Origin of the sequence: Chryseobacterium sp. 3008163, from assembly GCF_003669035.1 — a bacterium.
Taxonomy (GTDB): domain Bacteria; phylum Bacteroidota; class Bacteroidia; order Flavobacteriales; family Weeksellaceae; genus Chryseobacterium.
Window position 1 is genome coordinate 1,212,050 of the sequence record NZ_CP033070.1, and the last position, 22,883, is coordinate 1,234,932.

Consider the following 22,883-nt stretch of genomic DNA (forward strand, 5'->3'; position numbering starts at 1 on the left):
TAAATCAGATTTTAAGGTATGACTGATTAGATAATATACTCATATACTTTCCAAATTGTACCTCCCCAAGTCATCCAAGATAACTTTCCTTGTTCTATTAAGTGATATAATTCTATTTCTAAATAATTATCTGATAAATTCTCATTTTTATATTTAGGATGAGTCATAATGAATTGTTTAAACTTCCATAAAGAAAAAGAAATATTATTTACAGAATAATCATAATCACATGTAATACCATCTTTTTCTACACAGCAGCCTGCCCCATGAAATCTATATGTGTACCTATCTAGCTCTCCTTCTCTCTGGAAATAGACCCCTATCCCTGATAAAATTCTATCACTTTTTTTATATCATACTTTTCTCTAATAGCCTTTTCAAAATTTTTAATAAAAATGAGATAATCATTTAATATTTGTTCTACCATAAAATCTATATTGTTAATCAAATAAACCCTGTTCAATTTGTTTGACCTTTTCGGAATGTTTCTCCATTGCTTTTGTTCTTGATAAATCTTGAATATCAAGAGGTGATTCTCCAAAATAGCCGCTTTTATGCCATAATATCCATTTAATATATACTTTTTTATATTATTTTGCAAATTTCATTCAAATATTTTCAAGTTTCTTTTTAGCCGAATTAAGTAATTAGTTTCTTTATATCAAATTGAAAACCGTGCCGGGAATTAACTTTTCGGGCGCGGTTATTTTTTATAAAGATTTAAATTCATTGCAGTTTGAATTGGGAAACTAAGCAGAAAAATGGTAATTTGGTATTCTCATTCAAAATAGATAGACAAAAAAACCGTTGAAGGAGAATAACCTGAGAATTATGAAGAAAAATTACTTTAGATTAATCATTGCTGCATTCATTATTGGCTCGTCATCCATCATTTATTCATGTAGTGAGGATGAAGAAACAATTACCGAAATAGTAACGACGGGAATTGCTCAGGATCCTGATAATTTTAAAGGTGAAGTGACCAGCGGACAGGTGGTAACGCTTGATCCACTGAAATCTTATCAACTCACAGGTACAGTTATTATTAAAAATGGCGGAACGCTTGTCATTCCTGCCGGGATAAAAATTACTGCAACAGCAGGTCATTTATCTTATATTTTGGTTGAACAAGGTGGGAAAATTTACGTCAACGGAACAGCAGGATCTCCGGTTGTATTCACATCAGAAACCACCGAAACAGGAAACTGGGGCGGAATCGTCATTTGCGGAAAAGCTCCCATTAACACAGGAAGTTCAGGTTCTTCTGAAATTGCAAATTCCATCTATGGTGGAACTGAGGCGACCGATAATTCCGGATCTTTAACTTTTGTACGAATTGAATATGCGGGGGCTGAATTTTCTGCTGGCAAAAAATTCAACGGACTTTCACTTTTTGGAATTGGGAATACAACAAAGGTTGAAAGTGTAGCACTTTTAAATACTGCTGATGACGGTATAGAAATTTATGGTGGAACTGTCAATGTTTCCAACATCGTTTCTGTTGGCAACACCAATCACGCATTCAGCTATAAAGACGGATGGGTGGGCAATGCCTCAAATATTTACACCAAAAGAAAAACAGACGGCACAGGCAATACGGGAATTACAGGCATTAATAATGCCAGCAACGATAACGCTTCACCAAGATCAAACCCCACCATCAAAAACGTCACGTTCATCGGTGCCAATTCCGGTGAATCTGATGGAATCAAATTAAAACAAGGAACGTATGCGGTCTTAGATAATATCGTTTTTTCTAATTGGTCGAAAGGCGTTACCATAGAAAGCGATTCTACCGTTGCACGTTTTAACGGAAAAAAGAGAATCACAAATCTCTTATTTGAAAATACAACGACAGAAGTCTCATTAAAATCTTCTGCAGGCTCACCCGTTACGATTATTGATACAACTTACACAAAGAAACCTGATGCAACCGGAGCAGGAAACGGTATTTTAGTACCATCTTGGGCTACAGGCTGGTCTGGATTGTAATAATTTAAATAAATTTTAGCTTAATAAAAAATTCCTCAGAAAATCTCTGAGGAATTTTTAGTTGATCATCAAAGACCAATATTTTTAGATCAGATTATTTCATCAAGAATCTGAATTTATTAATGTTTTTAAGTGCAATACCCGTCCCACGAACGACAGCTCTCAAAGGGTCTTCTGCTACAAATACCGGCAATCCTGTTTTTCTGTGAATTCTGTCTGCCAATCCATGAAGAAGTGCACCGCCACCTGCAAGAAAAATTCCAGTTTTATAAATATCCGTAGCCAATTCTGGTGGAGTAATTGAAAGTGTTTCCATAATAGCATCTTCAATTCTCATAATAGATTTGTCTAAGGCTTTGAAAATCTCTTGATAATTGACCATAATTTCTTTCGGTTTCCCAGTAAGAAGATCTTTTCCGCGAACTGAAATTTCCTCTAAAGGAAAATCTAATTCTTCTAAGGCAGAACCAATCTCAATTTTTATTCTTTCTGCCGTTCTTTCGCCAATATCCAAATTATGTTGCGATCTTATGAAATAAGTTATATCGTTTGTAAAAACGTCACCTGCTAATTTTATTGATTTGTCGACCACGATTCCGCCCAAGGCAATCACAGCTATTTCGGTGGTACCACCTCCAATATCAACAATCATGTTACCTTCAGCACTTTCCACATCGATACCCGCTCCTATTGCTGCTGCCATTGGCTCATAAATCAATATTACTTCTTTGGCATTTACTTTCTGAGCAGAATCTCTTACCGCCCTTCTTTCAACCTCTGTAATACCTGAAGGAATACAGATCACGATTCTCAGTGCCGGACGTATAAATTTACCTTTGATCTCAGAAATTTTCTTGATAAATTCTTTAATCATGTGTTCAGAAGCATGAAAATCTGCGATAACACCATCTTTTAACGGTCTTATTACTTTTATATTTTCATGCGTCTTACCTTGCATCAGTTTTGCCTGCTCTCCCACTGCGATTGCCTTCCCCGTCAAACGATCAATTGCAACGATTGAAGGTTCATCTATGACGATTTTATTATTATGAATTATTAAAGTATTAGCCGTCCCAAGATCAATTGCAATCTCTTCCGTAAACATATCAACTAGCCCCATCTTACATCAATTTTATAGTGGCTAAATGTACGGCTATTAGTTTTATATACTTGCCTAAATTAATTGCGAAAGGAGTTAAACATACGTTAAAATGTTCTTGATATTTAAGATTCCAAATAAAAAAAGCGTTGGGTAATGTTTCACATAAACCTTAAGAATTATTTACCTTTGCAACAGATCATCAACTACTAATTTCATTTTTCAGACAGATTTTGAATTTCCAAAACAAAAAAAAATACGTAAGCTTTCTAAAGTTTAAAAGAGATTTTCAGCAGTATGGTCTCAAAAAAGCACGCAGTTATGAGATTATTCTGCATTGGCTGAAAAACCGTTTGAGCAGAAATCAATTTTTGGTACTATCAGGAATTCTTGTAGGATGTACTGCCGGTTTGGCTGGGGTGATCTTAAAGACTATTGTCCATAACATTCATCATTTTATTACTCATGATGTCCATTTTGAATATCAGATTATCTTCTACATCATATTTCCTTTTTTAGGAATTGTCTTAACAGCGGCCATTGTCATTGCCATATTCAAGGGGCAAGACAGAAAAGGAATTGGTGCTATTTTATACGAAATTGCTCAAAATTCGAGCATCGTTTCTAATGTTAAGATGTATTCTCAAATCATTCAGAGTGCTGTCACTGTCGGGCTGGGCGGTTCCGCCGGAATTGAAAGTCCGATTGCTGTTACAGGTGCTGCTATCGGCTCTAACTATGCACGTACTTACCGATTAAGTTACAAAGAACGCACTTTACTTTTGGCGGCTGGCGCTACTGCCGGTATTGCTTCGGCTTTCAATGCACCTATTGCTGGGATCATGTTTGCCTTTGAGATTTTGCTTACAGGCGTAGTTTTCACAGATTTTATTCCTTTGGTTGTTGCTGCGGTCTGCGGAAGTTTATTATCCAGAATTTTACTTCAGGAAGATATTTTATTCAGATTTTATACAAGAGAACCTTTTAACTATCTGAATGTCCCATATTATCTCATCCTTGGAATTATTACCGGATTATATGCCAGATATTTCGTGGTGGTGTCGCAAAAAGTTGAACATTTCATCAATGGTTTAAATCTAAGCAGACTGAGAAAAGCAATGTTCGGTGGTGCTGTACTTTCTTTATTGTGTGTATTATTTCCGCCTCTTTTTGGTGAAGGTTACGATATTGTAAAAGATTTCACCAACGGAAATGTAAACTCAGTGATTCACAACAGCTTTTTCAGATATTTTGAAATCAAACAATGGACGATCATTCTATTTCTGATTTTGGTTTGTCTTCTCAAAGCTTTCGCCACTTCATTTACTATTTTTAGTGGTGGAAATGGTGGAAATTTTGCGCCTTCATTATTTGCCGGCGGGTCTGTAGGATTTCTGTTTGCGGTAATATGTCAAAATCTAGGTTTCTCAGATGTTCCTGTCACCAATCTTATTCTGGTCGGAATGGCTGGTGCCATGAGTGGAGTTCTATACGCTCCTTTAACGGCGATTTTCCTGATTGCAGAATCTAGTTTTGGGTATGATCTGTTTATTCCGCTGATGATTGTTGCTGTAATTTCTTATTTAATTGCTAAATGGTTTGCACCTATCTCTCCAGAGTTAAAAACATTAGCCGACCAGGGAAAAATATTCACCCATCAGCACGACAGCAATCTTTTATCCTCATTACAAACAAAAGATTTTATAGATTTTGATTCTCAGACCATCAATGAAAATGCATCATTGCAGGATTTATACGACCTCATCAGCAACGGAAGAAAAAACAATTTTGCCGTAATTGATGATGACCGTCAGCTCAAAGGAACTCTGACACTAGATGACGTTCGTCCTTATTTGTTTAACGAAAACGAAAAACTGAATCTCTCAAAACTAGTAAAAGTACCTGCAGCAGTGGTAATGCTAAGCGATAAACCTGTGAAGATTATTCAAACTTTTGATGACACCTCCACATGGAATCTTCCCGTGGTCGACGAAGAAAATAAGTTTATCGGATTTATTTCCAAATCAGCTATATTAACGAGTTACCGACAATTGCTGAAAGATTATTCTTAAGTATTTGGCTATTTTTTGATGTAGATAATAAGCTAATTTCTATCCTAAAAAATAATATGAATGTATGACTAATTTACACATATAAAAAAGAGATGAAGCATTACACCTCATCCCTCAAGAATTTATATTAATTAATTTTAAGAATATTCAAACTTCCTTACCGCTTCCAAAGTCATATCAATTTCTTTGTCTTTTATCGCATCGCTGATGAAATAAGTTTCGTAACCACTTGGCGGAAGATAAATTCCGTTGGTCAGCATCTGATGAAAGAAATTATTGAATAGTGAATGATTCGCTTGTTGCGCCTCATCAAAATTTGAAACTCTGTTGATATGGAAAAACACCGACATCATCGAACCTTTTCTGTTGATTTTATGAGCGATTCCTTTTTCATTTAAAATTTTTCCGATTTCAAAATCTAAAGTTTCTGTAGTTTTATTCAGATTATTAAAGAAGTTTTCATCGCTTTTGATGAGTTGCAAAGTTTTCAGACCCGCTCTCATTGCTAAAGGATTTCCGCTCAATGTTCCGGCCTGATAAACGCCACCTTTTGGCGCCAAATGATCCATAATTTCGTTTCTTCCGGCAAAAGCACCAACCGGCAAACCGCCTCCGATTACTTTTCCATAGGTTACCAAATCCGCTTTTACGTTATATAATTCCTGTGCACCGCCAAAAGCCAGTCTGAAACCAGTCATCACTTCGTCAAAAATCAATAAAGCGCCATTTTCGTCACAGATTTTTCTTAAGTTTTGAAGGAAATTATTTTCAGGTAAAACGCAACCCATATTTCCGGCAACCGGCTCGATAATTACTGCAGCAATTTCACCCTGATTATGTCTGAACAAATCCTGAACCTGCTCAAAATCATTGTATCTTGCCAGCAAAGTATCTTTCGCAGTTCCGGCCGTTACACCCGGAGAATTCGGATTTCCAAAAGTTGCCGCACCACTTCCCGCTTTAATCAAAAACGAATCTGAGTGACCGTGATAACAGCCTTCAAATTTTACAATCTTATCTCTTCCTGTAAATCCTCTCGCCAATCTTACCGCGCTCATACAAGCTTCTGTACCTGACGAGACCATTCTGATCTGGTCGATATTCGGAACATTTTCTGTGATGAATTTGGCAATTTCAGTTTCCAGCTCTGTAGGTGCACCGAAAGAAAAACCTTTCTCTGCCTGAATCTTTAATTCTTCTAAAACCTCAGGATGCGTATGACCTAAAATTGCAGGTCCCCAAGAATTGATGTAATCGACATACGTATTATCATCAGCGTCTGTAAGATATGCACCTTTTGCAGATTTCATGAAAACAGGCACTCCGCCTACAGATTTGAATGCACGAACCGGAGAATTTACTCCACCCGGAATATATTTGTATGCTTCATCAAATAAAGCTGAACTTCTTTGGTATTTCATTATAGTAAGTTGATAGGTATTAGTCTAAAGCAAATTGTTATCAGTATTAAAACCAACAACCATCAACTGAAAACCAACAACTAATTTTAGTTTCTAGGTTTTTTGTCAATCAGATAGATCAGCTGTCCTGCAGCTGGTTTTTGGCCTTCATCCATTCTGTTTTTGGCGTATAACTTATTGAGTTTTACTCCGAATTTTTGTGCGATATCATGCATATCTTCACCAAATTCAGCTTTGTAAGTAGCAGTGTTTCCTTCAGAATTTTTTGATTCAAGAAATACAATATCGTCTTTTCTAAGGATATCAGATTCCAGATCATTCCATTTTGTCAATTTGCTGTCGCTGATTCTGAATTTATTGGCGATAAACTGCACGTTTGTATCTTCAGGAATCACCACATATTTCAAACCACCATTCGGATGGCTTTTAATTAAGATAGAATTAAGTATTTCTGCTTTGGTTTTGATGCGCTCTACTCTTTTTTGCTGTTGTGCATATGAAGTTGCTTTGTATGGAACTTTCACAGTAACCGGTTCAGCTTTTTTAACTTTTTTCGCGGGTTCAAGACGAGCCATAAAACTTCTGTCATCCTTAAGATCGGGATATTTTTTCAGAATGGCATAGAGAACTTCTGTGGAATTTACTTCATCAAATTCATACAATTTATATCTTTCGATTTTTCCAATCAGAATTGATGCATATCTCGGATTTGTTGCATAACCTGCTTTTTTCAAACCATGCGCCCATGCTTTGTAATCTTTCATATCCAAATCAAAAAGCTTGGTGTAATATTTTCTAGTCGTCAGGAATATTGAGTGATCTTCATACGACTGTTTCGGATCTTCATACACACGGAAACACTCATTGGGAGCGTCATCGGTGTGCTTCATGGTTTTCCCGGTCCAGTCTTCCTTACATTTTATTCCGAAATGATTTTTTCCTTCCTGAGCCAAACGGCTTTGTCCGCCACCCGTCTCCAAAAGTCCTTGTGCAAGCGTAATTGAAGCAGGAATTTTGTACTTTTCCATTTCTTCAACTGCATACTGTGCAAATTTCTGGATGTATTGGTCTTCAGTAGCCCAGGTCTGAGCTGAGAATTTTGATAAAACTAAAAGGCTAATTAGTAAGAAAAGTCTTTTCATGTTTCTATTTTTTTTGAATTATTAAATGAACACTCATCAAGTTATTTTGGAAATTTAAATCTTCACATAAGTGTTTCATGTTTTTCAACTTTATAGGATTAAATTTCTATTTTGTTTTTCCAAAAGCATATTGGCTCCTTCTATTCCCTGCAAACCACCAGTATGAAAACATAGTATTCTGCTTCCTGCAGGAAAATAATTATCATCAATCATTTCAAAAACTTTCTGCATCATTTTTCCTGTGTAAACAGGTTCTAACGGAACATTATACTTAGCTTTAAAATCATTGATAAAAAGTATATTTTCATCATTTATCTTACCGTAACCACCAAGAGCAGCATCGGTTAGATGATAATTTCTTTTTGAGGTTAATTCTGAAATTCTGTTTTCCAAAGAAGCATCTTCAACGACCTTAAAACCTATAACTTTCTGATTTTCTTCGCAAAACTCCGAAATCCCAGCAATCGTGCCTCCGGTTCCAACTGCGGTGCAAAGATAATCAAAATCTTTTGTATCGTTATTCAGCATCATTTTGATTCCCTGAACAGCGTTTTCATTCGTTCCGCCTTCAGGAATAATCAAAGCTTCAGGAAATTCCTGTTGCAGAAACTCAGTCAGTTTTTCTTTGTGTCGGTATTCTTCACGGGTGACGAATTTTAGATTCATCCCGTTTCTTTTAGCAGCAACTAAAGTCGGATTATCTTTCCATTTTTTCTCTAATTCTTCACCTCTGATAATACCTAAAGTCTGAATTCCAAATAAATTTCCAACTGCCGAAACCGCTGAAATATGATTGGAATAAGCACCACCAAAGGTAATAATTAAAGGTTTTTCAGGCCGACTTTCGAGATAATGATTAAGATTATAAAAAATCTTCCAGTATTTGTTTCCTGAGATTTGAGGATGAATGAGATCTTCTCTTTTGATAAAGAGTTTCACATTTTTCTCAATCGGAATTTCAACAATCGGAATATGAATTTCTGGAATTTTCATTACTGCAAATTTCCTGAATTTATTTTAAACCATTTAATTTTTATTAGAAAGAAACAGAAAATCCTAAATCTAATTTATTTCAAATATTTCCAAAAAGCCCACAACTTTCTTTTTTCAAATAATTAAAATCATACTCCATTGCATAAGCCTCTCTTTCAAAAGAGATAGCACGATAAGCCTGATGACCATTTTTTAGTTTAAATAAATGATAATAATACTCTGCAACATACGCAATATAAAAGAAGACAATCAATAATTCCAATTGCTGTTTCAGATGAATTTTTTCGTGGTTGATGAGCACTCTATTCTTCTTATCTTCAGGTTTTTTGATGAAAATAAAAGGATAAAGCGTAATGCCGTTTATTTTTGTATTTTTGAGGAGCTTTTGGCACACAATTATCATAATAACAAATATAAAAGTTTTGATTTAACTTATGGCGCATTTTGACATCAAAGAACATGAAGACTTTTACTACAACGAGCAAGGCTACAAGGTTTTCACAGAAAAATTCCATCTGAAACGTGGATATTGCTGTAAAAGCGGCTGCAGACACTGCCCGTACGGATACGATAAAAAGACAGACACATTTATAAAAATCATTAAAAAAATAAATAAAATGAAGAAATATATTTTTATTTTGCTGGCAGCGACTTTAGGTTTATCTTCTTGCAGTCCTTTTAAAGTACGTTCAGATTATGCAGAAACTGCAAATTTCACTTCTTACAAAACTTACAAAATAAGAATTGATGATTTGAAATTGAATGATATCGATAAAGACAGAGTTTTGAACGAACTGTCTAAGCAATTGCAAACAAAAGGCCTTCAATCAGGTGAAAATCCTGATTTGATTGTCAACGTAAAAGCAAATCACAAGAAAATCACTGATATCAATACAACCAATCCCGGCGGAATGTGGGGATGGGGCGGTGGCTTCGGATGGGGAATCGGCATGAACAGAACCTGGACGAGCAACTATAACGAAGGAGCAATCATCGTAGATTTAATTGATTCTAAAACCAACAAGTTAGTTTGGCAGGGAATCGGAAGCGGTATTTCTGTTGACAGACCGCAGGCGAAACAAAAACAAATCCCTCAGATTGTTGCTGAAATAATGGCAAACTATCCTCCGGGAATGAAAAAATAAGAATTTAATAATTCTAAAAGAAAAAGGTCAGTACAAAATTTTGTATTGACCTTTTTATGTTAACAACCTGATTGAGTTGTGATTTAATTTTACTGAAATTTAACATTCAGATTCAAAAGAATTTGATAATTTGCTTTCGAGAAAAATGTAATTTTACATTGACCAAATTATCACATACAAAAATAAGATATGAAAAAACATCTTTTATTCCTTGTATTAGCGCAATTCGCTAATGCTCAAGCACCTTCAGGCTATTATTCGTCAGCAAACGGACTCACTGGAGCACCTTTGAAAACCGCTTTAAGCTCAATCATTACCAGCGGACATCAGGATAAAGGCTACAGCGGACTTTGGACTGCATACAAAACTACCGACATCGACAAAAACTATGAAAATGACGGCTCTATTTTAGACATTTATTCTGAAAGACCAACCTCGTCTGATCCGTACAACTACACACCTGGCGGTAACCAATGTGGAACATATTCTACTGAAGGGAATTGTTACAACCGCGAACACATCGTTCCGCAAAGCTTATTTAATGAAGCTTCACCAATGAAAAACGACGTGCACTTCATCAGAGCAACCGACGGAAAGGTAAACGGAATGCGATCAAATTATCCTTTCGGGAAAGTGGGAAGCACAACTTTCACTTCTCAAAATGGTTCAAAATTAGGAAGCTCGTCGTCTTCAGGATTTTCGGGAACGGTTTTTGAGCCGATTGATGAGTTTAAAGGAGATGTTGCCAGAATGGTTTTCTATTTTGTGACAAGATATCAAAATCAATTATCAGGATTTTCTTCAGGAAATATGCTGGGAGGCTCGGCATTTCCTGGCTTGCAGACTTGGGAGCTGAACGTCTTGCTGGCCTGGCATAATCAGGATCCGGTTTCTCAGGCTGAAATCAACAGAAATAATGCTTCATACACTTTTCAGGGAAACAGAAATCCGTTTATTGACAACCCAAATTATGTGAATCAGATTTGGGGATCTCAAACTCCAACGCAGGATACACAAGCTCCTACTGTTGCTACTAATCTTAGCGTTTCGGGGAAAACCTCAAACAGTGTTTCTCTAGCTTGGTCTGCCGCAACTGATAATGTCGCAGTGACTTCTTATGATGTCTATATGAACGGAAGTTTGAAAACTAATGTAAACACTACCTCAACGACGGTTACAGGATTAAATCCTTCGACAATTTATAATTTCTACATTAAAGCGAAAGATGCTGCAGGAAATGCTTCTGCAAACAGTTCAACCGTTTCGGCGACCACAAACGCAGGAACAACCAATCCGAACCCTACCAATTGCGTGAACGAAACTTTTGAAACCATCCCGACATCCAGCGCATCATCTTACACTACAAAAACATGGACAAACAGCGGAATTACGTGGACAGCTACAGATTCAAGAAGTGACCAAACTATTTCAAATAAAGCAATTACAGTGAGAAACGGTTCGTTGAAATCAAGCACATTTAGTAATGGTATTAATTCTTTAACTGTTACAACGCAATTAAAATTCAGTGGGAGTAACGGAAATTTCAATGTGCTCGTAAATGGCGTAAATGTAGGAACGATTCCTTACAGTACAACTGCGACAACAACTACGATTAACAACATTAATGTCTCAGGAAATGTAGTGGTAAGTCTAGTTAATAATTCATCAAGCAACAGAGTAGCCATAGACAATCTAAGCTGGACTTGTTCTTCAGGATTTGCAAGACAAAGTGTGATGAATACAGAAAATACGCAGCCCAATGAACTGCAAGTTTATCCCAACCCGATTTCAAATCAGGAGATTTTTGTAAAAGGTGAAACTGAAAATATTCAAAAAGCTGAAATTTACAATCTTCAAGGGAAAGTAATGCAAACCGAAAATCTGCCTTTCAAAAACGGGAAATCTATCAGAACACGAAATCTTCAGCAAGGAATCTATATTTTAAAATTAGATGAATTGAGCTTGAAGTTTATTGTGAAATAAGATTATTTTAATTTTAAAAAAAAGACTTCTCTGTTACAGGGAAGTCTTTTAGTTTTAGTATAGTATAGTATAAAATTATTTTGAAGTATTGTTTCCCTCTTTTATTGAGCGGGACAAAATTTTATTTTTCTTTAATAAAAAATCAGGCATTAAATCTGTTGGAAGGTGTAAAATACTTTCTCCAGTGGTCTGAAGTTCTTCTTCAATTTCAGGATTCCAATTGAGAATGTCATTTAAACTAATTTTTAATTCTTCCGCAATAATTTTTAAGCTGAATCCTGCATTAATTTCGGTTTCAGATAACGATGATTCTTCTTTCAAGCCGGATCTTGCATCAAATACTTTCTGCATTCTTGAAGAATTGTAATTGGTCAAAACACTGTTGAGTTCTCCTGTTGCATAGCAAGCATTCAGATATTTTTTAACATGGTTAATGGTTTCAGCCGGCAAATATTTAGAGAAAACATGGTATTGACTTGAGTTAGCAGACTGCATGGCTTTAGCTATATTTCCTTCTCCACAATTGTACGCTGCAATAACAGTTACCCAATTGCCGTACTTTTTATAAAGATTTCCAAGAGAAACTACCGCTACTTTTGTGCTTCTGTAAATGTCATTGCGACGATCTGCCGTAAGTCCGTATTGATTTGCGTGAGCGGTCATAAACTGCCAAACCCCGACTGCACCAGCGTGCGAAGTAATATTTCTGTCAAAATGAGATTCAATTAAAGGTAAATTTCTCAAATGTTTTGGAAGTCCCTTTTTAGCTAAAGAATTTTCTATAAACTGAACAATGTCTTTATTCGAATTGATGATATTTTTGTATTTTCTTACGCTATTTTCAGAAGTGTCACTAGCCGACAAATACTGAGCAGATGCCATTTCAAAAGAAACAAAAAAGACTGCTGCAAATACTATTTTATTGAAATAAATTTTCATTCTTACTATCTTAATTTTAAAAATCAGAATGCGTCAATAAGTTTAAGCATCCTGACTTTTTTCAATTGAATAAATTATTCGACTTTCCAATCAATTTTTTCATCGGTTTGGTTCCAATCAACGGTAAGGATTTGCCCGGATTTCACTTCTTCCCGTACAATCATTTTTGAGATTGGTCTTGCCAACTGAGCTCTGATCACTCCAGAAATCTGTCTTGCTCCGTATTTGCTGCTGAATCCGCCTAATGCTAAATTCTTCACAGCTTCATCGGTGATAGAAAGCGTCATTCCTAATCTGTGAAGCGATTTGTGAAGCGATTTTAACTGAATATTAAAAATTCTTTCTGCAATAGATTCTGTAATTGGCGCAAAAGGAATAATTTCTGTAATTCTCGCTAAAAATTCTGGTCTGAATCTCCCTGAATTTGACATAATCTGCATCAAAGAAGACGATTCCGGAACTTTTCCTTCCTCGAATTGTTTTACAATTTCTTCGCTTCCGATATTTGAAGTAAATAAAATTAAAGCGTTACTGAAATCTCCTTCTTTTCCTAATTTGTCATGTACTTTTCCTTCATCCATGATTTGTAAAAAGACGTCGAAAACAGAATGATGTGCTTTTTCAATTTCATCAAATAAAACTACGGTATAAGGCTGCTGACGGATTTTATTGACCAACATACCACCTTCTTCATAACCAACATATCCGGGAGGTGCACCATATAATAATGCTGCTGAGTGCTCTTCTTTAAATTCTGACATATCAAAACGAACCATCGCTTTTTCATCATTGAAAAGCAGTTCTGCCATAGATTTTGCCAACTCAGTTTTCCCCGTTCCAGTTGGTCCCAAAAGGAAAAATGATCCGATTGGTTGTCCGGGTTTGTTTAACCCACTTCGGTTTTCAACGATAGCATCAGAAAGTACTTTCAATGCATGATCCTGACCAACAACTCTGCTTAGTAAAAGAGATTCCATATTCAGAAGCTTCTCTTTTTCCTGAGCCTGAAGTTTCCCAATCGGAATATTCGTTTTTGCTGCCATTACAGCTGCCAACTCAAGTTTGCCGACTTTTTCTCTTTTTGTAGAAGCGTGTTCTATCAATTCTGTAAAAGTATCTGCAATGACTTTCTGAAGATGCTCGATCGGCATTGAGTTATCAATTTGCGGCTGTTCTCTCAAAGATCCCCACAAAATCGGACTTATTTTATCTCTCAGTAAATTGTAATTCCAGATTAATTCGTCGGCTTTATCTTTTTCATCCAAAAATTCTTCTGTCAGAATATTTTCATAATTTTCTTTCCAGTCTTGGAGTTCTTTTTCTGAAAGTTCATCCAACATTTTGATAGCAGCCATTGTTCGGTCAAGCAGGTCAATTGCAGCATCCGGCAATTTTTTACCTTTTGCATATCTTTTTGCCAGACGTACACATTCGGGAAGTGCAGATTTATCAACTTCGATACCGTGGTGCTTTTTATAACCATCCAGAAGAACATCAATCATTTTCACACAAGTTTGTTCATCCGGTTCATTAACTGTAAGAACTTCGAAACGTCTGTTAAAAGCCTGTTCCGGCTCAATTATTTTCCTATATTCTTCTTGAGTTGTCGCACCGATAACAGTAATTTCACCTCTTGCCAATTCAGGTTTAAGAATATTTCCAATATTTCCGATGCTGCCTTTTGGATCTAAAAGTGAGTGAATTTCATCAATAAAAAGAATGGCTTTTTCAATCTTCTTGCACTCGTTGATTACTTTTTTCAGGCGGTCTTCAATTTCACCTTTGTAAGAAGTTCCTGCCAATAATGCTCCCGTGTCTAATTCTAGCAAAGTAGCATTTTTAAGCATTTCTGGAACATTCCCTTTGATGATTTCTGTCGCGAAACCCTCTACCAAAGCGGTTTTACCAACACCAGGCTCTCCAATAATGATAACGTTAGGCTTTGTTCTTCTACAAAGAATTTCGACCAGCATTCTCAGTTCTTTATCACGGCCGATAATATTTTCTAAAGTTCCTTGTCTTGCCTGTGCAGTTCTGTCTATACAATAACTTTTAATCGAGGGGAAAGAATTGTCTGAATAGTCATTTCCATTAGAAAAAAGTGAAGAAATTTCACTGTTTTCAGATGAAGCGTAAGGCGTATCTTTTCTGTACAAATTGAATATTTCGTGCTCCCTAAGAGGCAAAGATTTAAGTTGTTGTAATGTGAAAGCAACCTGCGGTTTTACAATTGCAGTCAGAATACAAATCGGAGTGATCTCATCTAAGCCTAATTTTAACCTGATATCATCGGCCTCTTCAAGAATCTGGTCTACAAATTCGCCCTCACCTACCTCAGCAGGAAGATGTGTGGTTTTTGGATAATCTTCGATTCGGACGTCTGCCCATTCGTAGAAATATCCGGGATCTTTATCGATGTTTTTTAAGAATTCATTAAGTCCGATATCTTTATGCATTAAAGCCTGAAGAATGTGTGGACCGCCGTATGTCGCATTGTAATTCTCTCTTGCAATGGACTGGGCAATGTGAAAAAGTTGTTTTACTGTTTCGTTGGTAACTAATACTCCCATTTATTTTTCAATATTAATATTTGTGGTGACATTTTATTTTGGTGTAACTAAAATAAGTTTTTTTGTCAATCACTAAAATTAATAATGGTTTATTTGAGAGTGTGAGTGTTTTTGGAATCGAATAATAATTTTACATCTAATTGTTTTGAATTTTAAAACTCTTTCTAATAAGATTTACTCATATGCTTTAATAGATTTTTCCGAAAATATTCAAGCATAAAAAAACCGCATTGCTGCGGTTTCTTTTAGTGTAATTTATACAAGGTGATTATCTACCCATATTTCTTAGTTGATCATATTGTTGCATGTAACCGTCTACTCCTACAGTTGCAAGAATGAAAATAGTATAAATAAGCTGAATTGCTCCTAAGGCAAGCCCAATAATGCATAAAATTCTTCCTGTATTCAAATTGCTAAAATCTGAATATTCTGATGGATTTTGATCATACAAAAGCTTATCACTTTTATATTTGTTTAATCCGATAAGTCCGCAGATAATACCTACTAAACCTGTACAACAACAAGTTCCAACGATTGATACGATTCCCAAGATTAGCACCGTTTGTGCGTTTGGCAGCTTTTGATTCATAATTTGATTTTTTAATGTTTAATATTTTGATTTAAAAATAATGTTTATAAAAGTAAGAAAATACCATGATTAGTGAGTTAATAATTGCTAAAAATATTAAAATCTGACCATAATTTCTTTTTTATCAATAAAATTGAGGGCTACAAAACCAAAAAACAAGAGTAAAGTATATACTGCAGGAAACATGTGGAATGCTTCGGTAAACTTACCATTAAAAACTAATACAATTGCCCTTTGGGTACCACATCCGAAGCATTCTATCCCTAAGAATTTTTTGCTTGGGCAAGGCAACATATAATCTTCAATCTTCATAATTTATTTTGTGATTTTGATGAGGCTAAAATTAAGAAGAAATTTTCGCTCTGAGGTACTGATGCGGAAAAAAACTTTCTTCATTCATTTCAAAAGAACCTTGAACCGCAATATATGGGTTTCTGAGAATCTCTCTTGCCACAAAAATAAGATCAGCTTCGCCTTTTTGCAAAATTTCTTCAGCCTGAGAAGTTGAAGTAATCAAACCAACAGCTCCTGTTTTCACTTCTGCTTCATTTTTAACCTGAGAAGAAAATGGAACTTGGTAACCGTCAAAAACAGAAATTTTCGCACCATGAATATTTCCTCCGCTTGAAACGTCTACTAAATCTACAGCATGATTCTTTAACATTTTAGCTAATTCTACACTGTCATTGATATCCCAACCGTTTTCAGCATATTCAGTTCCTGAAATTCTTACGAATAGCGCAACGTTTTGATTCAATTCTTCGTTGACTGCATCAATTATTTCTAGTAAAAATCTGCTTCTGTTTTCAAAACTTCCGCCATATTCATCAGTTCGTATGTTTGAAAGCGGTGATAAAAACTGATGAACTAAATATCCATGGGCACCATGAATTTCAATAACATCAAAACCTGCATGTACTGCTCTTTTTGCTGCATCTTTAAAATTCTGAACTAAATCTTTTATCTCTTCCACTGACAATTCTTGTGGAATTCTCTCCGTCGGATGATACGGAATCGGGCTTGGAGCAATGGTTTCCCAGCCTACTTCCAAAGAAATTTGTTTACTTTCCCAAGTTGAACCTTTTCTGCCTGCGTGAGCAATCTGAATTCCAATTTTTGAATCTGAGTTTTTGTGCACAAATTCTACGATTTTCTGAAGTTTTCCAGCCTGCTCATCGTTCCAGATTCCCATGCAGTTATTGGTAATGCGACCACGAGGTTCTACGCCGGTAGCTTCCACCATGATTAAACCTGTTCCGCCCTGAGCACGACTTCCGTAATGCACGTAATGAAAATCATTAGCCAATCCGTTTTCACAAGAATACATGCACATTGGTGACATCACCCAACGGTTTTTCAGTTCTACATTTCTAAATTTTATCGGAGTATATAACATTGGATTTAATTTTTTAAAAGTTTAAAATTACAAATTTAGTATCGTAACAAAGATATTGCCAGCTTCCCTAAAAAGGATTACATTTATCGCCCTTTTTACGGCGACAAAATGAAAAAAGATATACAAATAGGTTACGAACATTTCACAAGCATCAACGAACTGACTGAAACAGAAAAACTGCTTTTTGCAAAAGCAAAACAGGCACGTGAAAATGGCTATGCACCTTACTCCAACTTTTTGGTAGGATGCTCGGTTTTGCTGGAAAACGGAGAAATATACACGGGAAACAATCAGGAAAACGCAGCGTTCCCATCGGGACTTTGTGCGGAAAGAACCGCTCTATTTTGGATCGGCGCTAATTTTCCGAATGAAATCATTAAGAAAATATTTATTATTGGCGGACCGAGAGAATTTTCAGAAAAAACACCACCTATCCCACCTTGTGGAGCGTGCAGACAAAGTTTAATGGAATATGAAACGAAGCAGAATGAAAATATTGATGTTTATTTTTCAAATTTAAATGAAGAAGTTTTTAAAGTAAATTCCATAAAAGATTTGCTACCGTTTTATTTTGACTCGACATTTTTGTAGATTGAGGATAAGGTTAAGGCTGAGACTTAGGTTAAAAAAATAAGTGCAAGCCCCACAGATTACGCAAATTTGCACATATAAAAATTATTCTCAAAATTTAATTTCAAATCATTGTGCGAGAAAATTCTCTCAATTGATGTTTTATAGAATTTTTAAAAAACCATCGTAAAAATTAACAATTTCTCATTGCCTCTTATGAATTAAAAACTTAAATTTGCACTGATTTAAAAAAGGGAATTCGGTGAAAATCCGAAGCAGACCCGCTACTGTAAGTGATGTTTGATTATATTAAGAAAACATACACAAGTCAGACACCTTTTTAAATTTATTACATAGATGAAGCTTTCGTGGAGTGAGGCGTAGTCGGTTTAAAAACCTATTTGTATCAAACAATAATAGGTTAATTCCTTCTATTCATTACATTCACAAAGCCATCATTAAGGCTTTATTAGAATTGAATGAATAAATATTTTTACTCTGCTTCGCTGCTGTTTTTGTTGGCTACACCTGTTTCTCTTTTTTCGCAAGAAAAAGAAAGTGACAGCATTCGTACTGAAACAATAAGGGCTCTTATCCTCAATATGAAGCGTCAGGAAACCGGTGTTATTTCTTCACAAAAACTTTCCGGTGCCGAGCTTGAAAAACTGAACAGTACTTCTGTAGCAGATGCTGTGAGGTATTTTTCCGGAGTCCAGCTGAAAGATTATGGCGGAATTGGTGGTATGAAAACCGTAAATATCCGGGCGATGGGAACGCAACACGTTGGTGTTTTCTATGACGGAATTGCCCTTGGAAATGCACAAAACGGAACGGTAGATTTAGGCAGATTTTCTTTAGATAATTTAGAATCAATCTCATTGTACAACGGTCAAAAGAGCGAAATTTTTCAGTCCGCGAAAGACTTTGGTTCTTCAGGATCTATTTATTTGAAAAGCAGAACTCCGGTTTTTAAAGATTCTAAAAAAACCAATGTGAATCTTCACTTCCGCTCGGGATCTTTTGGAATAATTAACCCATCAGTATTGCTTGAACAAAAACTTAATGACAATATAAGCGTTGCCTTAAGCACAGAATATCTTACTGCAAATGGCGAATATAAATTTCATCAGAGAGTTGCTTTACCCGATGGAAGCCTCGGTTGGGAACGCCAAGGTACAAGAACGAATGGTGATGTGGAAGCTCTAAGAGCTGAAGCAGGAGTTTTCGGTAAAATCAATAACGGAACTTGGAAACTGAAAACCTATTATTACGATTCTGAAAGAGGAGTTCCTGGCGCCGTGACAAAATACAATGATATTTTCTCGAGCCGACAATGGGATAAAAATTTCTTTGTACAGGGAAGTTTTGAAAAAGAAATTTCTCCTAAATATAAATTTCTCATTAGTTCAAAATTTGCTGATGACTACACTCATTATTACAATGATAACCCAGGCGGAACGCCACTTTTCATCGATAATACATACAAACAGCAGGAGGTTTATATATCAACCGCACACCAATATTCTCCTTATAAATTTTGGAAAATCAATTTATCTGTAGATTATCAATTTAATACTTTGGATGCCAATTTAAGACAGTTTGCCTATCCCGAAAGAAATACAGAGCTTGTGGCACTGGCAACTCAGCTTGATTTTAAAAAATTTAAAATACAAGGAAGCATTTTAGGAACTTTTGTGCAGGAAAAAATAGAAAACACCCTATTTTCAACACCTCAAAACCGTTCTGAATTTACGCCTACGGTATTCGCTTCTTATCAGCCGTTTTCCGCAGAATTTAAAGTTCACGGTTTTTATAAAAGGATTTTCAGGATGCCTACCTTCAATGATTTGTATTACACGGAAGTCGGAAGTTCGCAACTGAAACCTGAATTTACCAATCAGTACGATCTAGGATTTACATTTAACAAAGATTTTAATACTGGCGTTTTAAAAAACATCAACCTGATTGCTGATGCTTATTACAATCGTGTTCAGAACAAAATTATAGCTTATCCAAAAGGGCAACTATTCCGTTGGACGATGGAGAATTTGGGTGAAGTGGAAATAAAAGGCGTAGATCTTTCGGCACAGGCAATCTGGTTGCTTTCAGAAAATTTATTATTGAGCAACCGTTTTACTTATACTTTTACAGAAGCTTTAAATATTACCAAAACCAATATTACTTCTTACTACAGGCATCAGATTCCGTATACTGCAAAGAATAATGCAAGTGCCCTGCTCGGGCTTACCTACAAAGACTGGCAACTGAATTACAGTTTCGTCTACGTTGGCGAAAGGTACAATATGTCTGAAAATATTCCTGTAAACTATGAACAGCCTTGGTACACGAGCGATATTTCGGGAACGAAAGAATTTAAAATGAATGACTGGAAATTCAGATTAGGCTTGGAAGTGAATAATCTTTTGGATCAGAATTACAGCGTTATCAAAAATTACCCAATGCCGGGACGAAATTACAGAGTCAGCCTGAGAGTAACCTTTTAATGAGATTTAGACATGAAAAAAATATATTTATTCTTAGTTTTCTTTTTGATTCTTACAGCTCAGTCTTGTAGAGAAGATTATGATTACATTAATTATGGTGCAGTCTATACGGGAGTTCAGGAGCCGGAAGACATCAACATCAAAGGTCTTTATGTACTTAATGAGGGCAATATGGGAAGCAACAAAGCTTCTATAGATTTTTTTGATTATTCTACCGGAGTTTTTACCGAAAATTATTACAATGCTCAAAATCCTACAGTAGTTAACAGTCTGGGAGATGTAGGAAACGATATTAAAACGTATAAAGATAAATTGTACGCTGTCATCAATCTTTCAAATTATATTGAAGTGATGGATGCCAAAACAGCAAAACATATTGGAGAAATCCAGATTCAAAACTGCAGGTACATTAATTTTCATAAAGATTACGCTTACATTACGTCTTACGGTGGTGCCGTTGGAGCATCACAGCCCGGATATGTGGTAAAAGTAGACGTCAATACCCTGCAAATTGTCGGTAAGCTCTATGTTGGAAAACAACCCGACGAACTAGAAGTTGTAGGAGATAAATTATATGTTACGAATTCTGGTGCATACAGTGGTCCTGATTATGACAATACTGTTTCTGTCATTGATCTGAATACTTTTACCGAGATTAAAAAAATACCTGTTGCCATCAATTTAAGTAAAATTAAAAAAGATGACACGGGAAAGCTTTGGATAACCTCGCGTGGAAACTTCGGTAACATTCCTCCAAAAACGTATGTTTTAAATCCTCAGACTGATCAGGTTATCAAAGAATTTAATATTCCTGTAAGTAATTTTTCAATTGTTGAAAACAGACTGTACTATATCAGTTATGAATGGACTTCTGGAGGCGCAACCAGCAGTTACGGAATCATTAATACTGACACGCTAGAAAAAACAAGCAATAATTTTATAACAGACGGAACAGACACCAAAATTGTCATTCCATACGGCATTGCTGCAAACCCTGTCAATGGTGACATTTTTATTTCAGACGCTAAAGATTACACTTCTTCCGGCGAGCTTTTCTGCTACAACAAATTCGGAAAATTAAAATGGAAAGTCAAGACGGGAGACATTCCGGGACATTTAACTTTTTTATATAAATAATTCAATTAAAATAATTCAAAAAAATGAAACATTTTTACTCTAATTTTTTAAAGCTAAGTTTTGCATTGGCAGGCTTTGTATTGACATCTGCACAGTATTCTAATGGGTATATTGTATCCAATGAAGGGAACTTTGGTTCTCCAACAGCGGAAATTTCTTACATTGATGCCAACAATAATATCACAAATAATATTTACCATCTTGCCAACAATAATGAAGCTTTGGGAGACGTTTTGCAATCTATGTATTTTAATGGAGATAAATCTTATTTAGTATTAAATGCGTCCAACAAAGTAGTAGTAACAAACAGAGCAAGTTTTGTAAAATCAGGAGAAATTACCAATCTTGAATTTCCAAGATATACAACAGTTGCCAACGGAAAAATTTTCACTACCAATTGGGGTGATTATAACGCTGTTTCACAATATGTTTCAGTACATGATGCAGCCACTTTAGCCTTTATTACAAATATTCCTTTAAGTGAAAATCCAGAGGAGATTATTACCGTGAACGGAAAAGTATATGTGAATAAATCTTCTTACAGAGCAGGAAATAGTATTGATGTAATTAATCCTACTACCAATACAATTATCAGCACCATTACTTTAAGTGCTGGATTGCAGTCTATCACGGTAGTTGGAAATGATATTTTTGCATTATGTACAGGAGCTACAGGATCTACAGTATATAAAATCAATACGACCACAGATACAGTATCAGCAAATATTGCAAATTCTACAATTGTACCACCATCACAATATGATGCTTTGAAATTTTCATCAGAAGGAAACACTCTGTACATTGCAGGAGCAACTAGTGTTTATTCATTAAATACAAATTTAGCAACATTCAGTAGTACTCCTCTTTTTACGACAACAGCAAGTGGCAACGGCGGTGACTTCTATGGTTTTGCTGCTATTGATGGAAAAATTTTCCAAGGTAACTCATATTTTGTGAATCCTACATCTACTGTAAATGTTTATAATCAAACAGGAACTATTTTAAATACCTTTACAACAACTGTTGGAGCTAATAATTTCTATAAAAACGTATTCACTCCTGCAAGTCTTTCAACAGCAGAAACAAAACTAAACAACACCATTTCAATCTATCCAAATCCTGTATCAGACATCCTTTATATCAAAAATGCGAATGGTTCACAATATAAAATCATTGATCTTTCAGGAAGAATTGTAAAATCTGGCGTTTACCAAAACGGAATTACAGTTTCAGACTTGAACAAAGGAAATTATATTATTCAGATTTCAGGTAAGAATGTTCAGCAAACTGAGAAATTCATCATCAAGTAATTTGATATAAAATTTAAATAA

19 protein-coding genes, 2 pseudogenes and 1 riboswitch are annotated in these 22,883 nt (G+C 35.5%); of the genes and pseudogenes, 9 read left to right on the forward strand and 12 right to left on the reverse strand.

What is annotated here, in order from left to right; translation table 11 throughout:
• Positions 1-26: 26 nt before the first annotated feature.
• Both EAG08_RS23105 and EAG08_RS05410 read right to left on the reverse strand, forming a co-directional pair.
• Positions 27-335, reverse strand: a complete 309-nt coding sequence (locus EAG08_RS23105) for a DUF6896 domain-containing protein (protein ID WP_410493337.1) — start codon at positions 333-335, stop codon at positions 27-29.
• The gene (locus EAG08_RS05410; protein ID WP_129534570.1) at positions 320-601 is read right to left on the reverse strand and encodes a hypothetical protein; all 282 of its coding nucleotides are present in this window, start codon (positions 599-601) and stop codon (positions 320-322) included. The genes EAG08_RS23105 and EAG08_RS05410 overlap by 16 nt, the downstream gene beginning before the upstream one ends.
• Before the next feature lie 230 nt (positions 602-831).
• Between EAG08_RS05410 and EAG08_RS05415 the strand changes: the two genes are divergently transcribed.
• The gene (locus EAG08_RS05415; RefSeq protein ID WP_129534571.1) at positions 832-1,992 is read left to right on the forward strand and encodes a hypothetical protein; all 1,161 of its coding nucleotides are present in this window, start codon (positions 832-834) and stop codon (positions 1,990-1,992) included.
• Positions 1,993-2,086: 94 nt separating this feature from the next.
• On the opposite strand, the gene EAG08_RS05420 is transcribed toward EAG08_RS05415, so the two are convergent.
• Complete coding sequence (locus EAG08_RS05420) at positions 2,087-3,112, reverse strand: rod shape-determining protein (RefSeq protein WP_129534572.1); 1,026 nt, start codon at positions 3,110-3,112, stop codon at positions 2,087-2,089.
• A gap of 212 nt (positions 3,113-3,324) precedes the next feature.
• Here EAG08_RS05420 and EAG08_RS05425 point away from each other — a divergent pair, with 212 nt between their 5' ends.
• Entirely contained in the window at positions 3,325-5,163 is a 1,839-nt protein-coding gene (locus EAG08_RS05425) for a chloride channel protein (protein WP_129534573.1), read from the forward strand.
• A 137-nt stretch (positions 5,164-5,300) separates the two neighbouring features.
• Here EAG08_RS05425 and hemL read toward each other — a convergent pair whose 3' ends face one another.
• The 4 genes and pseudogenes from hemL to EAG08_RS05445 all read right to left on the reverse strand — a co-directional run bounded on the left by hemL (position 5,301) and on the right by EAG08_RS05445 (position 9,122).
• Positions 5,301-6,584 (reverse strand): glutamate-1-semialdehyde 2,1-aminomutase, encoded by a 1,284-nt coding sequence (gene hemL, locus EAG08_RS05430; RefSeq protein WP_129534574.1) that lies wholly within the window; start codon positions 6,582-6,584, stop codon positions 5,301-5,303.
• 86 nt (positions 6,585-6,670) lie between these two features.
• Positions 6,671-7,726 (reverse strand): glucosaminidase domain-containing protein, encoded by a 1,056-nt coding sequence (locus EAG08_RS05435; protein WP_129534575.1) that lies wholly within the window; start codon positions 7,724-7,726, stop codon positions 6,671-6,673.
• Between the two features lie 90 nt (positions 7,727-7,816).
• Positions 7,817-8,719, reverse strand: a complete 903-nt coding sequence (locus EAG08_RS05440) for a 1-aminocyclopropane-1-carboxylate deaminase/D-cysteine desulfhydrase (RefSeq protein WP_129534576.1) — start codon at positions 8,717-8,719, stop codon at positions 7,817-7,819.
• A 74-nt stretch (positions 8,720-8,793) separates the two neighbouring features.
• A pseudogene (locus EAG08_RS05445) lies at positions 8,794-9,122 on the reverse strand (hypothetical protein).
• 31 nt (positions 9,123-9,153) lie between these two features.
• Between EAG08_RS05445 and EAG08_RS22595 the strand changes: the two are divergent.
• The 3 genes and pseudogenes from EAG08_RS22595 to EAG08_RS05455 all read left to right on the forward strand — a co-directional run.
• Positions 9,154-9,234, forward strand: a pseudogene (locus EAG08_RS22595) (DUF5522 domain-containing protein); the annotation flags it as partial.
• 102 nt (positions 9,235-9,336) lie between these two features.
• Positions 9,337-9,864 (forward strand): DUF4136 domain-containing protein, encoded by a 528-nt coding sequence (locus EAG08_RS05450; protein ID WP_129537221.1) that lies wholly within the window; start codon positions 9,337-9,339, stop codon positions 9,862-9,864.
• 189 nt (positions 9,865-10,053) lie between these two features.
• Positions 10,054-11,847 carry an endonuclease gene (locus EAG08_RS05455; RefSeq protein WP_129534577.1) on the forward strand — a complete coding sequence of 598 codons (1,794 nt, stop codon included), beginning with the start codon at positions 10,054-10,056 and terminating at the stop codon, positions 11,845-11,847.
• 75 nt (positions 11,848-11,922) lie between these two features.
• Here EAG08_RS05455 and EAG08_RS05460 read toward each other — a convergent pair whose 3' ends face one another.
• The 5 genes from EAG08_RS05460 to namA all read right to left on the reverse strand — a co-directional run bounded on the left by EAG08_RS05460 (position 11,923) and on the right by namA (position 17,341).
• Entirely contained in the window at positions 11,923-12,786 is an 864-nt protein-coding gene (locus tag EAG08_RS05460) for a lytic transglycosylase domain-containing protein (RefSeq protein ID WP_129534578.1), read from the reverse strand.
• A 74-nt stretch (positions 12,787-12,860) separates the two neighbouring features.
• Positions 12,861-15,356: an ATP-dependent Clp protease ATP-binding subunit gene (locus tag EAG08_RS05465; RefSeq protein WP_129534579.1), complete on the reverse strand. Its 2,496-nt coding sequence runs from the start codon at positions 15,354-15,356 to the stop codon at positions 12,861-12,863.
• A gap of 268 nt (positions 15,357-15,624) precedes the next feature.
• Entirely contained in the window at positions 15,625-15,945 is a 321-nt protein-coding gene (locus tag EAG08_RS05470) for a CCC motif membrane protein (protein WP_129534580.1), read from the reverse strand.
• A 96-nt stretch (positions 15,946-16,041) separates the two neighbouring features.
• Complete coding sequence (locus EAG08_RS05475) at positions 16,042-16,257, reverse strand: DUF2752 domain-containing protein (protein ID WP_317126311.1); 216 nt, start codon at positions 16,255-16,257, stop codon at positions 16,042-16,044.
• 31 nt (positions 16,258-16,288) lie between these two features.
• Entirely contained in the window at positions 16,289-17,341 is a 1,053-nt protein-coding gene (gene namA, locus EAG08_RS05480) for an NADPH dehydrogenase NamA (RefSeq protein ID WP_129534581.1), read from the reverse strand.
• A 108-nt stretch (positions 17,342-17,449) separates the two neighbouring features.
• On the opposite strand from namA, the gene EAG08_RS05485 reads away from it, so the two are divergent.
• The 4 genes from EAG08_RS05485 (at position 17,450) to EAG08_RS05500 (ending at position 22,862) form a co-directional block, all read left to right on the forward strand.
• Positions 17,450-17,932, forward strand: a complete 483-nt coding sequence (locus EAG08_RS05485) for a cytidine deaminase (protein ID WP_129534582.1) — start codon at positions 17,450-17,452, stop codon at positions 17,930-17,932.
• A gap of 185 nt (positions 17,933-18,117) precedes the next feature.
• Positions 18,118-18,270: riboswitch (cobalamin riboswitch) on the forward strand.
• 120 nt (positions 18,271-18,390) lie between these two features.
• Entirely contained in the window at positions 18,391-20,415 is a 2,025-nt protein-coding gene (locus EAG08_RS05490; protein ID WP_129534583.1) for a TonB-dependent receptor plug domain-containing protein, read from the forward strand.
• Between the two features lie 12 nt (positions 20,416-20,427).
• Complete coding sequence (locus EAG08_RS05495) at positions 20,428-21,552, forward strand: YncE family protein (protein WP_129534584.1); 1,125 nt, start codon at positions 20,428-20,430, stop codon at positions 21,550-21,552.
• A gap of 23 nt (positions 21,553-21,575) precedes the next feature.
• A complete protein-coding gene (locus tag EAG08_RS05500) occupies positions 21,576-22,862 on the forward strand; it encodes a DUF5074 domain-containing protein (protein WP_129534585.1) in 1,287 nt (428 codons plus the stop codon).
• Positions 22,863-22,883: the final 21 nt, after the last annotated feature.